The 12,207-nt window shown below is 68.1% G+C and carries 9 protein-coding genes; 2 read left to right on the plus strand and 7 right to left on the minus strand.

Going from position 1 to position 12,207, the window contains the following annotated elements; genetic code table 11:
• Nucleotides 1-768: 768 nt before the first annotated feature.
• The 4 genes from AB0J09_RS38765 to AB0J09_RS38780 all read right to left on the minus strand — a co-directional run bounded on the left by AB0J09_RS38765 (nucleotide 769) and on the right by AB0J09_RS38780 (nucleotide 7,361).
• Nucleotides 769-2,772 carry an MFS transporter gene (locus tag AB0J09_RS38765; RefSeq protein ID WP_360702304.1) on the minus strand — a complete coding sequence of 668 codons (2,004 nt, stop codon included), beginning with the start codon at nucleotides 2,770-2,772 and terminating at the stop codon, nucleotides 769-771.
• On the minus strand, nucleotides 2,769-3,965 hold the full coding sequence (locus tag AB0J09_RS38770; RefSeq protein ID WP_360702307.1) for a type III PLP-dependent enzyme: 1,197 nt from the start codon (nucleotides 3,963-3,965) through the stop codon (nucleotides 2,769-2,771). Before AB0J09_RS38770 ends, AB0J09_RS38765 begins: the two co-directional genes overlap by 4 nt.
• Nucleotides 3,962-5,638: an IucA/IucC family protein gene (locus AB0J09_RS38775; protein WP_360702310.1), complete on the minus strand. Its 1,677-nt coding sequence runs from the start codon at nucleotides 5,636-5,638 to the stop codon at nucleotides 3,962-3,964. The genes AB0J09_RS38770 and AB0J09_RS38775 overlap by 4 nt, the downstream gene beginning before the upstream one ends.
• Nucleotides 5,639-5,714: 76 nt before the next feature.
• Nucleotides 5,715-7,361, minus strand: a complete 1,647-nt coding sequence (locus tag AB0J09_RS38780; RefSeq protein WP_360702313.1) for an IucA/IucC family protein — start codon at nucleotides 7,359-7,361, stop codon at nucleotides 5,715-5,717.
• A 378-nt stretch (nucleotides 7,362-7,739) separates the two neighbouring features.
• Here AB0J09_RS38780 and AB0J09_RS38785 point away from each other — a divergent pair, with 378 nt between their 5' ends.
• Both AB0J09_RS38785 and AB0J09_RS38790 read left to right on the plus strand, forming a co-directional pair.
• Entirely contained in the window at nucleotides 7,740-8,126 is a 387-nt protein-coding gene (locus AB0J09_RS38785; RefSeq protein WP_360702315.1) for a BlaI/MecI/CopY family transcriptional regulator, read from the plus strand.
• A gap of 1 nt (nucleotide 8,127) precedes the next feature.
• Complete coding sequence (locus AB0J09_RS38790) at nucleotides 8,128-9,090, plus strand: M48 family metalloprotease (protein ID WP_360702318.1); 963 nt, start codon at nucleotides 8,128-8,130, stop codon at nucleotides 9,088-9,090.
• Between the two features lie 147 nt (nucleotides 9,091-9,237).
• Here the strand turns inward: AB0J09_RS38790 and AB0J09_RS38795 are convergent, their stop codons facing one another.
• The 3 genes from AB0J09_RS38795 to AB0J09_RS38805 form a co-directional block, all read right to left on the minus strand.
• The gene (locus AB0J09_RS38795; RefSeq protein WP_360702320.1) at nucleotides 9,238-10,602 is read right to left on the minus strand and encodes a hypothetical protein; all 1,365 of its coding nucleotides are present in this window, start codon (nucleotides 10,600-10,602) and stop codon (nucleotides 9,238-9,240) included.
• A 282-nt stretch (nucleotides 10,603-10,884) separates the two neighbouring features.
• Complete coding sequence (locus AB0J09_RS38800; RefSeq protein ID WP_360702322.1) at nucleotides 10,885-11,697, minus strand: hypothetical protein; 813 nt, start codon at nucleotides 11,695-11,697, stop codon at nucleotides 10,885-10,887.
• Nucleotides 11,694-12,017: a PadR family transcriptional regulator gene (locus tag AB0J09_RS38805; protein ID WP_360702325.1), complete on the minus strand. Its 324-nt coding sequence runs from the start codon at nucleotides 12,015-12,017 to the stop codon at nucleotides 11,694-11,696. Before AB0J09_RS38805 ends, AB0J09_RS38800 begins: the two co-directional genes overlap by 4 nt.
• Nucleotides 12,018-12,207: the final 190 nt, after the last annotated feature.

Below are 12,207 nucleotides of genomic sequence, written 5' to 3' on the forward strand. Positions count from 1 at the left end.
ACCAAGGGCGATTCCCACCGGCTCGCCGAGGCTCTGGCGGGCAAGGGCGTCACCCCGTTGACCTGACCACCCATCAGGACCACCCCGGCCATCAGCATGGATTTCTGATGGCCGCCAGCTGAGAGAACCCAAGTCCACCTACCTGGGGATCCTCATGGCCGTTGACACCTACGACGAGCGGAGGGATAACGCACGGTTGGCGGAACACTGATCTTTACCTGGTTACCATCCGCGCGTGAATGTGCCGGCGAGTACGACTGCAAATGGGACCGCGGCGGACGCAGGAGGACGACTCCGAGACGCCGGCCCTGATGTCTCGGGAGCTTGATAATGCATCTGAACGAAAGTCGCGTTTAGCGGCCGGGCAGCGGCGGCTTAGCGTGACATTTCATTCTTTCATTCTCAGCTCGGCGCCGACGGGTCGAAGGCATCGGACAGCAGATGTCTGGGGCGAATACGGGGGACGCCTCGGCGGTCGAGGATGCAGGCGGCGCCAACCCCTTCCCGGCCGGCGGGGACGATCTGCGCTGGGGGCGCTACAGGATCTCGGTGGCGTCGCCGGTGGTGAAAGCCGACGTCCGCGGGGAAGTGCGCACTTCGCCAGTCTGCCAGACGTTGTCCCAGCTCCCGATGGCTGCCCAGTCCGACAGCGTGTCCAGGCTTTCTCAGTGTTCCCGCCCATAAGCCCTTCGGGGACAGTGGCTGAGGTAGGGACCGCAGGCGGAGTCGAGGACTTCTTGGTGGGGGCGGCCGACATGCCGGTGGACCTCAGGTCAGCGCCTGACGCCGGCGCCGGTGATGGCCTGCTCTGACCCAGAGGTCGCGTGAGCCACGGATTTGTGCGCCGATCGCTGTCCAGCGATCAGAGCCAGCGCGACAATGGCCTGGATTCCGATGATGAGTGCTTGGGTCTTGGGCGAATTGATACTCAGCAGCGCCATTGTCGCGTTGACGCCGAAGTGAACCACCATCGCGCCCACGACGCCGGTGCGTTCGTAGGCGTAGCACGTGAGCAGCGCCATCGGGATCACGCTGACCAAATAGAGGACTCCGCTCGGGCTGGTCGCTGGTTCTCCGCAATCCGGAAAAACTCGCCACCGCCCGCCGCCTGCTCGCCGAGCAGCGAGAGGTCTTCATCGAGCTGTACGGCGCGGAGTACGTCGTGGTCCCAGGCGGGCCGGTCGGGGAACTCGGCGGGTGTGCGGACGCACGTCGCTGGCCCCAACCAGGGCGGCAAGACCGCCTTCGCGCGGATGGCCGGCCAGCTGTACTACCTGGCGGCCTCGGCCTGCCCGTCCCCGCACGCCAGGCCCGCCTACCCCGATGTAACCCGCGTGGCACTGTCAAGGATCGGGTGGCGGTCCCGATGATCGACGATGCGGAGATAGCGACATTCGCGGGTCTGGGCCCGCCGAGGTGCTTATGCGGCCGATCGGTGTCAAGCCTGGTTGCCGGTGCGGGTCGGCGTATGGCAGCGCCATTTAACCAGGTCACCACTCGAGTTCGCGGACGGCGGCTGCGGGCCTTCATTGCCACGGCGAGAGCGATCGCGCCCAGGGCGCAGATCAGGCCGCCCAGTATGAGGATGTATCGGGCTCCGAGGGTGTCGCAGACCAGGCCGGCCAGCGGCGCGCCGATCGGGCTTCCGCCGAGCAGAACCAGCAGGTAGATGGAGGTGACGCGGCCGCGCATGCGTGAGTCGGCGTTGAGCTGGATCATGGCGTTGGCTGTGGTCAGGACGGTCACCGCGGCAAGGCCGGTCGAGAGCAGCAAGGCCATGAAGATGGGGTAACCGGGCGATAGGCCGGCTATGCCTTCCAGTATCCCGAAGACAATCGTGGACACAATCAGCCTGCGCGCGGTGGGCGCTGTGCCCTGGCTCGCTCCGCACAACGCGCCGAGCAGGCTGCCGGCGGCATAGGCGGCAGACAAGTAGCCGAAAACGGCGGCGCCGGAGTGGAACACCGTGGTCGCCATGAGTGCCATGCTCACCTGGAAGTTGAACCCGAACGTGCCGACCAGGCCGATGAGCGTGATGGGCAACAGCAAGCGGGGGCGGGCTCCCACATGCCGGAGGGCGTCGGTGAGAGTGCCCTTGTTGCGCTTGGAGCGGGTCGACGTGTGCAGGTGGTTGGCACGCATGGTGATCAAAGCGGCGAGGACAGCTAGGTAGGAGGCGGCGTTGAGGAGGAAGACGATGCCGGTGCCGGCTATGGCGACGGCCACTCCGGCCGCGGCGGGGCCGAGGGTGCGTGCGATGTTGTACTGGGCGGCTGTCAGGCTGACCGCGCTGGGTACCTGCTCGCAGGCCACCATTTCGGTGACGAAGGCGTTGCGGGCGGGGCTGTCCAGGGCGGTGGCGGTGCCAAGTGTGAAGGCCAGCGCATAGAGCTGCCATACATTCACCATGCCAGTGAGGGTCAGGACTCCAAGCAGTAGTGATTGCAGGCACATGAGGGTCTGGGTGAGGAGCAGCAGGCGGCGCTTGGGGTAGCGGTCGGCGAGGATCCCGCCGTACAGGCCGAAAAGGGTCTGGGGCAGGAACTGCAGCGCGGTCAGGATGCCCAGGCTGGCGCCGCTGTTGCCGGTGAGTTGGAGGATCAGCAGGTCCTGGGCGGCGCGTTGCATCCAGGTGCCGATGTTGGAGACCAGTTGTCCGATCAGGTAGCGGCGGAAGGGACGGGTTTGCAGGACGCGTATTGCCGAGCCGAGGCCTGGCCGGGCCGCCTGGCTGCCCGGATCGGGGTGGGCAGGGCTGGAGGTCGTCCTCACTGGGGACACCTGTGCGGTGTTGCCGACTCGTCCAGGTAGTGAAAGCGGGGAGCCGGGTGCATGAGAAAGTCGTGGTGGGAGATGTTCCACGCGTAGGCGCCCGTCATGGTGAAGGCGAGGAGGTCTCCCACGTGCAGGCGTTCGACCGGTACTCGGCGGGCTAGGACGTCCTTGGGTGTGCACAGCTGTCCGACCAGTGTCACCGGTTCGTTGGCGGCGCCTGGGCGTGTCCAGTGCCAGGGCCAGTGGTCGTCGGGGATCACGTGGAAGGGTTGGTCGTGCTGGCGGGCAGCCGGCGTACGCAGGTGGTGGGTGCCGCCGGCGACCACGGCGAACACCTCGCCGTGGCTGCGTTTGAGGTCCAGCACCCGGGTGAGGTAGTAGCCGCAGTAGGCACTGATTGAGCGGCCGGGTTCGATGCGCAGCCTTGTGCCGGGATGCTCAGCCTGGATTTTGTCCAGGCCGGCGCCGAAGGTTTGCCAGTCGAACAGTCGGTCGGGGTGGTGGTAGTCGACCCCCATTCCGCCACCAATGTTGATCTCCGCTAGCGGCCGGCGCCGCGTCGCTGCCCACTGCCGGGCCCAGGAGAGGATGTGGTCGGCAAGAGTGAGCTGGGAGGGGGCCTCCAGGCCGCTGGCCAGGTGCAGGTGCAGGCCGCGCAGACGGATCTGCGGCTGCGCGGCGATCAGATGCAGGCAGTCCTCCAGATCGGCGGGGTCCATGCCGAACGGGCTGGGCACGCCGCCCATGAGCAGCGCGGCGGGCTCGAGGGGGTGGGCAAGGTTGACCCGCAGGAGTATCTCCACGGTGCGTCGGCCCAGCAACGACGACAGCAGGCGCAGTTCGTGGACGCTTTCGACGTGTAGCCGGTGCAGGTCGGCGTCGAGGGCGCGGGCGAGCTCGACGGCGGTCTTGCCTGGCCCGCCGAAGGCGATGGGGATGTCGGGGAACAGTGCGCGCACATGGGCAAGCTCGCCGGCCGAGGCGACCTCGAACCCGTCAAGGTGATCGCGGAGTACGGCCAGGAGCCGGGGGTCGGAGTTGGCCTTGGCGGCGTAGAAGATTTCGACGGTGTCGGGCAGCGCGGCCCGGATCGTTCGCGTATGCTCGCGCAGCGCCGCCAGGTCGTACACGTAGGCGGGGAGGTCTTGTTCCGCGAGAGCGCGCAGGTGGTCCAGCAGTTGCTGCCTCATCGGGTCGCCTCCCGGGGGAAACCCTCGCCCAAGGGGCTGGGCAGCGGGATGTAGGTGGCATGCCGGTCTGCTTGGCGGGCCCAGCGCAACAGCAGGTTGGCCTTGGCGGGCAACGGAACCCCCGACAACAGGGCCCGCAGCCGCGGCGGATCGCCGGCCGAGCAGCTGTAGGCCTGCAGATGGTCGCGCAGCAGCCCCCACAGGGGCGGCTCCAGCTCGGGTGCCAGGTCGGCGAGCGCGGCGATCATCTCGCCGACGTGGTTGACCAGCAGGCAGTAGGCGACCCGGTTCCAGCCGCGTTCGGCGTCATAGGTGAGCGGCCCGCGGACCTGCTCGGGCAGATGCTCCAGCGCGTGGCGGTGGTGGCGGGGTATGAGCTTGGTGCCCTCCAGGTCGCGCAACAGGATCTGCGCGGGGGTTCCCTCCGCATCTACCCCTACGATGACGTTCTGCAGATGCGGTTCCAAGGCCACGCCGTGGTCGAAGTAGGCGGCCAGCACCGGTGGCAGCAGCAGCCGAAGGTAGGTGTCCCACCAGGCCAGGACATCGCCTTTGCCTCGCGCCAACAGGTGGGAGACGTGCGCGGTGCTGGTGGGGTACTCATCGGCGATAGCGGCGGCCAGCAGCGGTGTCACGCCCGGGCGCAGATGCCGGCGCACGCCTGAGCGTACGATCACCCCGAGACTCTCCAGAATCTCCTGGTGACCGTCGAGGTCCAGAGTGCGGTATCCCGGTTCGGCCAGCAGCGCGCAGCCGGGGAAGCGTGTGGACAGCTCGGTGAAGATGGGCAGCAGCAGCCGGTTCAGCGCGACCGCGCCGGACAGCTCATAGTCGGCGTTCTTGCGCACGCAGTTGGTCAGGCGGATGTTGAGACTGAATTTGAGGAAGACGTCGGCGGCGGGCTGGTACAGCGTCCGCACTGATGCGGTGGGTGAGAAGCTCGGCCCGCCGCAGCCGAGGTCACGCAGTTCGCCTCGCTTCAGCGCCTCGCCGAAAAGCGGGTGGCCGGAGATCTGCTCGTACTGCCACGGGTGGACCGGCAGCACGGAGATTCCCGCTGCCTGGCGCGGGCAGAGCCGGTCGAGCTCCTCAAGCTCACCCTCCTGGCGGGCCAGTTCGGCGCGCACGGCCAGGTAACGCAGGGGGAAGCTGGCACCGGTCTCGGGACTGTATCGCTGCCAGTTCCAGGACCCGGTGGATCGGGCCTTGGGAGCGGGGTGGAAGCGGTGGCCGAACACCAGTGCCTGCTCCGATTCCAGATAAGGATCCGGCGGTGGTGCCCAGATTGTGCGCTGCGCCAGCACGGTGTCGATCGTGTGGTGGCTGTCGGTCACCTGGGCGAGAAACTCCTCATTGGTCACTCCCGTACGAAGCTCGAGTTCGTCCTGGACCAAGCAGGCCAGTTCCTGCCAGCCGACCGGAGTCCACTGCGGGTTGTTGTAACGTTCCACAATGCCGGTGAAGCGGTGTGCCCCGATCAGCGACACCCTGCGCAGGGCGGCGCGGAGCAAGACGGCGCGGCGGGGCAACCGCAACAGCAGATGGCTTCCGTCGACCGTGACCTGGCGCTCAGGGGCCGAAACCTCGCGGATCAGGCAATTGAGCAACGTGTGCGCGGTGACGGTGCCGGCTGATGCGTCGATAGTCGTAGACGCGGTCGTAGTCGTGGTCATGGCAGCTCTCCTGTCGGTCGCGGCCGGCCAGGATGCCGCCGCGCGTGAGTGAAGTCGATCGAGATGCGCCGCGGGGTCAGCGTGTGCGTGCCAGTGGATTGGGGATGGGCGTCCACTGCGCCACGCCGGGGGTAGCGGCCAGCCGCATGGCGGTGGTGGCCTTCAGCGGCAGCGTGTCGCCGAACAAGGAAGCGGCGTCCCCGTTTCCCGGTAGGTCGGCGCAGACGCGCTGGGCCACTGCGGCGATCGCGCCCCACAACACGTGAGGGTCAGCACCACGGGCCCTGGCAAGTACGGTGACCAGCTCGCTGAACACTCCGCTCAGCAGAGCACCGAACAACTTGGTCCGCAGCGCACCGACGTCGTCGCCTGCCCGGTTGCCCGCCAGGTGCGGCACCTGGAAGCCGTGCGCGGCCAGACGTGCCGGGCTCACGCGCACGCCGTCCAGGTCGCGATAGAGCACCCGGACCGGCTGGCCGTCACGCAGCACCACCAGCGTGTTCTGGCCGTGGGCCTCCAGTGCGACGCCCATCGCCAGGAGCGTGAGCGCGGGTGGCAGCACCAGTTCGGCCATCTCGATCAACCAGCGCACCGGATCGCCGGTGACCAGAACGGCGTCGGTGGCGTAGATCGCTGTGAGCGGGACCGCGATCTCCCCCGGTTCCAGATGATGTTCGCTGGATTCCCGGATCATCGCGGCGATGCTCGATGAGGGCCGGCCATCGACGAGCACCGAGCCGCCGCCCAGTTCGCGCAGCACTCGCAGGGTGTCGCCGTAGCCGGCCTTATCCACCACCGCGCAGACCAGATCGGAAAGGGCCGGCCCGTCGGCCACCTCGGCCGGTGAGATGGTGCGCCGATAGTTGGTGACCTGCACGTCCAAAGCCGTCTTGACATGGCGGCCCGGTAGAACGTCGACCGGGGCCAGGGTGCGCAGGGACAGCAGCGGCCGAGCTGAGATCGTCTCCTCGGCCACCACCAGGTCCCGATGGCCCGGCAATACGTGGTCACGCTGCCACGGATGCACCGGCACCAGCACACCCGCACCGTCGCGCAGTTCCTGCGGCCACCTGCCACTGCCCACCCAGCACCGGGAGGGCACGGCCAGCAGCGCCATATCGACCATCGGACGGTGCTCGGGTGCGTAGGCCAGCACCTCTGCCACCGACAGTCCGGTGCGCGTGCGGCAGCACGGGTGCTGGGGGTGACCGTCAATAACCGACTGCTCGGCATCGGCAGAGTCGCGGATCAGGCGAGGTTCGCCGCCGGCCGCAGCGCGCGCCAGAGCCAGATTGGTCACGCTGTTGCCCAGTTCGGCCGCGAGCACCCGCACGGCGGTCGTGTCGATCCCAAGCGCCGCGAGCAGCGCCACCGGATCGGTGATTGGCCCCTGGGGACCGATCACCGTGAAATCGGTGGGCGCCTGGGCGAACCGCTCGGCGCACGCCGCCGACCCCTCCAGTCGGCCACCGGCCGCCAGCGTGACCACCAGCGCATCGCCGGCGCATCGCCGCTGGGCGATTGCCGGGACCGGCTCACGGGCAAGCGCCCCCCACAGCCGTCCCAGCACGGCCACCCGCGCCCCCGTCAACGCGGCGGTGAAGGGGGCGACCAAGTCGGGACGTATGCTCTGCAGCTGTCCGATCGTATCCATCGGCGTGGACGTCGTTGCCGTCATGCCTGCGGACGGTTTCTGGTAGCGGATACGCTCGGCGACGCACAACTGCGGTACTCGGCCGTCGCGACTCTCCACGTGGCCACGTGCCGCGCCGCCCGCAGCGCCCCGATCCTTGTTCGCGAATATCGCCTTAGGGTTCGCATGATGCGTTGCCCCGGCGTTTCGATCACCATTTATCCCCCCGAATGCCCCCACTTGGAACGGAGCCCCTCAGCAATCGGAAACGCTCCGCACTCGCTCAACTACTATCAGTTATGTAGTAGTCGCGCAACGCTTCACCAGCAACGCGCCATCGAAGCCAGCAGCGGCCGGTCGCCCACAACCCGCCACCATCGGCGTGGAGCCCCCTTGAGCGGAAGTGAGCCCATAGTGTGCCTTCCATCACAGTCAGCAACCGAACACCCTGCAGCAGAAAGGCTCGCTATGGCCGATCGATCCCCCAAGCGCCGCGACCGCGGAGCACTGGAGGCACAAATCCTCGCGATCATGGCCGCCGGCGACCATCCCCTCACACCAGCCGAGGTCGCCGAGCTGCTCGATGATTCGCTCGCCTACACCACCGTGATGACGGTCCTAGCGAGGCTGTACGAGAAGGGATCACTCACGCGAGTGCGGCAGGGCCGCGCGTTCGCCTACTCCTTCATCCGGGACGAAGATGCCCGCCGCGCGTTGCAGATGCGCAAAGTGCTCGATGAGGGTAGCAACAAGGCAAGCGTCCTGGCGCACTTCGTGGAGGAGCTCTCGGACGAAGACGAGAACATCCTCCAGCAGCTGCTGCAGCAGGCGGCCCATTCCGAAAGCGAGACCTAACGTGCGTATCGTCGTCTACCTGCCGCTGCTCTCCGCCGTCCTACTCGCAGCCGGCGCGCCGTGGCTGGCCCGGCGGCTTCATCCGGCGACGGCGACCTGGCTCCTCGTCGTGGCGGGCACCGTCGTAGCCGCGAGCACCACGCTCACCCTTGCCCTACTCGCCTGGACCATCATCGTGGAAATCCCCGCAGTGGCCGCCATCGGTCCATGGTCCGCACAAGCCTGGGAAATCCATAACCCGGTACCCGACTCGGTCGCCGTCATCGCCCTGACCGCATTGATCCTCGTCCTATGCCTGCTGATCGAAACGGTCACCACGCTCATACGCCGATCGCTCCGTGCCCGAAGAGCACTCAGCAATCTCGAAGCCGGCCAGGGCGAACTCGTCATCGTCGACGACACCGGCCTCGAAGCCTTCACGGTCCCTTACCCGCGTAAGCGAGGACGGATCGTGGTGTCCACCGGAATGCTTCGGGCCCTGTCCGCACAAGAACAACGAGCGCTGATCGCGCACGAACAAGCCCATCTCCGCCACCGGCACCACCTTCACCGAGCACTCGCCGCCGTAGCATGCGCGCTCAATCCGATTCTGTGGCCACTGGGCCCGGCCGTGGACTTCGCTACCGAACGCTGGGCTGATGAACAGGCCGCACATGCGGTCAACGACCGGCGGCTCGTTGCCCGGGCTCTTGCCCGCGCCGCCTTGGCACGGCACAAGGCACACACTCCGGCCCATCCGGCTGATCTGCATTACGACCGGCTCGATGTGCCCGAACGCGTGCGACGAATGATGGAATCCCGCCCGCGATCACGCCCAATGATCATCGCCGTGATGGCGGCCCTGCTCCTTCTCACCCTGACCGCGGTCAATGAGGCCAGCGAGGACTCAGATCACCTCCTCGACCGCGTCGAGATGAACCCCCACCACAATGCCGCGCCGGATCTTGTGCGGCGCGGTGGATGACATGAGGAATGGCAGAGCGGCCGACGCTGTGCCCCTTGGCCAAGTCGGGTGCCGTTAATCAACTCAAGGGCTCGCGGCGGATTTCTTACCAACACCCTTCCTAGCCAAGGCGCAGGCGCCGTAACTCGGGAACGTACGGATCAAGAATCAGCGGAGCGCGCGCACCTCGGGGTAGGGGTGGGCGCCGGCCAGGAGCGGTGAGGCGCGGCGCCGGAGCGCCTGGTCGGCGAACTGGATGACATAGTCGTCCTGGATCCGCAGCCCGCGCGCCCCGTCAATGGACTCGAGGGGAAACACGGCGCGGATCGGCGCCGCCAGGTAGATCACGGCGTAGTCGGTGAAGTTGAAGTGGCCGGTGCCGGCGATCTCGTAACGCCAGAACGAATCAGTGCTAGCGGCGACCAGGCTCCGAGTCATGTCGCGCATGGTTACGTTGTCGGCGTCGCTCGCCTGGCAGATGCCGGTGACGCAGGAGTTGTCGCCGCCGAGGATCATGGCGGGCGCGCGGAGCCCGTCGCGGACGACGCTGCCGTGCAGGGCTCCGTCCAGGTCGACCGCGCCCGCACAGGACAGGTCATCGCGGCAGGCCTGGAAGGCGGTGGCGCCGCCGAAGGAGTGCCCGATGTAGAGGGGATGGCCGATGTCGACGTGCCCGGCCAGGCGAGGGTCTCGGTCGAGTTCGGCGGCGCGGGTGGCAACGAATCGGGCGTCGGCCGTCCAGACGTCCAGCAGTCGGACGGCGTGCGCCTCATCGAAATCGTCGGGTTTGCCGGACGGCGTGCTGGTCACGACGCGCCCGTGCAGGACGCTGACGTTGGCGCTGTAGGTGGGTGTCAGGCTGGCCACCAGGTAGCCGTGGCTGGCCAGGTCTTGGGCCAGGGTGCTGAAGACCGGGGCGTTGAGTCCCATCCCCGGCATCAGGACAATGAGCGGGAAGCGGCCTGGCGCCGCGTCAGCCTCGTCGACCGCTCGGGTGCGCACCGCAGCGAAGCTGCCCTCGCCGAGCCCGGGCAGCGGGGTCGGGATGTGCTGCCGTTCCCACTGGCCCGGGGTGTAAGGGGCGCGCGGGCCGCCGACGTCGCGCTGCGCGGGGTACCAGATCCACACCGACAGTTCGCGCGGCAGGCCCATCCTTGGTGCGAAGGGGTCGGTGCGGCTGGTGTCGATCCATTCCCGGAACATCCGCCCCACCCCGTACGCTCCGGTCGGCTCGGGCAGGTCCTGCGGCAGCACCCGCCGTACGCTCACCGCGCCGAGGTACCCGACGACCAGAACGACGAGCGCCAGCGGCAGCGCGACCAAGATCTGGGAAATGAGGCGCCTGCGGGTTCTGAACGCCTGCACCAGCAGGGTGACCAGCGCGACGATGCCAGCCAGAACGGCGGTGAGTCGGCTGATGTCGCCCAGGGTGTTGAGCGGGTAGTCGAGCAGGGAGCCGATCCCCTCCCGGAAGGCGATGGTGACGGGGACGCTCACGGCCGCGCCGTACAGCGCCGCCAGCAAGACCGGCATGCGACGGGGCGGGCCGGGCCCGAGTGCCCCGCACCAGATCGCCGGAGGCGGGCCGTACCCAGGCACGGATGGCGATGGCCAGCGCCAGGGCGGGGACGAGGAGTTCGGTGTAGGAGATCACGACGTCATAGGGATCGTCCTGCCATGGGCTGAAGGCGCGCACCGCGCGGGACTGCGTGGTCGGCAGGATGAACGCGGTGAAGGCCACCGCGGACACCATGCACCACCGCAAGGCTCTGGGGAACATCACGCACGCACGCTAGTACGCGAAACGGTATAGCGTCAAACGTAATAGTGGCGGAATGTCCGGGCGACGCTCAACGTCGAGCACAGTGCCGCGACCCCGCCGACCGCGACGCCTGCCAGTGTCAACAAAGTACGGTCGGCCATCGTGGCCGCGATGCCGTCCACCACCGCGACCGCGCCGAGCAAGACCGCCACGACCCCGGCCAGCAGCACGGGCCGCCGCATCACCACGACCGGCGGCTGGGCACGCCACAAGGTGACGACCGGCCCCACGGCGACCGCGAGCGCCATCGCGCCCAACCCGATCACCCACACCAGGACGCCCGTCACAAAGCCCGCCGACAACCGGTGTGGCTGCGCGAGCAGCAACGCGCCCGCGACCTCGACGCCCATCAGGACCCCGCCAGGCAACAGCGGCGCCAGCAGGCGACGATCGCGCGTAGGCACCAGCACCCGCAGCGCCAGCAGCGCCGCGGCAGCCGCCGCCACGACGCAGCCCGCCACCACCAACCACCCGGACAGCCCCACCAGCGTGCGCACCGGCTGCGGCGTCCCCGGCGACGGCGGATCCAGCAGCAACCGATCCAGCAGCGGCACCGACCAGATCCCCACGCACCAGGCCACCCACGTCGTGGCCAGCGTCGCCTGCAAACGCCGACGGACGCGCGCCTCCTCATCGCCCACCAGAGCCGGACGCAACCACGCCCGTGCGGCGCCCAGCGCGAGATCCACCACCACGCCGGGGCCGCCGCCCAGATCCTCGACCAGCGTCGCGAGCTCCTCCCCATAGCGCTCGCGGAACCACGGCGGATAGCAGGCCAGCACGACGCGCGTCGCCAGGCTGCTCATCGGACCACGCCTGCGGACAGCCGGCTCAGTCCGATGGTGGCGAAGCGCGACATCTCGGCCAGACGCTCGGCCAGCACCGCCGCCCCTGCCGCAGTGATCCGGTACGGGCGGCGCCGCTCCTCCCCCGGCAGCCCCTCGACCAGGCCCTGAGCCTCGAGCCTGGACAGGGCGGCATACAGGGTGCCCGGGCCGAGCGTGATGCCCGCCTGCTCCTGGACATCCTTGATGATCGCGTACCCGTGCTTGGGCCCTTCGGCGAGGCTTCCCAGGATCAGCAGCGGCGGATTGCCCCAGCCCAGCGGATCGGCACGGCGCGCCATCACGGCCTCCTATGTAATACGTCAAACGATAGGTCGTTAGACGATATTAACCGGGTACACGTCCGTCACGACGCCCCACAGGACGGATGCGATCGTCTGAGAGTGCGTTTCGCGAGTCCATGCCAGTGATGTCGCAATGTGATCGGACGGATTTGTAGCGTTACCACCGGTTGGCGGGCTGGGATGTGCT

Origin of the sequence: Nonomuraea sp. NPDC049784, from assembly GCF_040659615.1 — a bacterium.
GTDB lineage: Bacteria > Actinomycetota > Actinomycetes > Streptosporangiales > Streptosporangiaceae > Nonomuraea.

Bases quoted from the DNA above. Each gene is read 5' to 3' on its own strand.
- AB0J09_RS38775 (WP_360702310.1), bottom strand. From the start codon at position 5,638: ATGACCACGACTACGACCGCGTCTACGACTATCGACGCATCAGCCGGC.
- AB0J09_RS38770 (WP_360702307.1), bottom strand. From the start codon at position 3,965: ATGAGGCAGCAACTGCTGGACCACCTGCGCGCTCTCGCGGAACAAGAC.
- AB0J09_RS38805 (WP_360702325.1), bottom strand. From the start codon at position 12,017: ATGGCGCGCCGTGCCGATCCGCTGGGCTGGGGCAATCCGCCGCTGCTG.
- AB0J09_RS38800 (WP_360702322.1), bottom strand. From the start codon at position 11,697: ATGAGCAGCCTGGCGACGCGCGTCGTGCTGGCCTGCTATCCGCCGTGG.
- AB0J09_RS38795 (WP_360702320.1), bottom strand. From the start codon at position 10,602: ATGCCGGTCTTGCTGGCGGCGCTGTACGGCGCGGCCGTGAGCGTCCCC.
- AB0J09_RS38785 (WP_360702315.1), top strand. From the start codon at position 7,740: ATGGCCGATCGATCCCCCAAGCGCCGCGACCGCGGAGCACTGGAGGCA.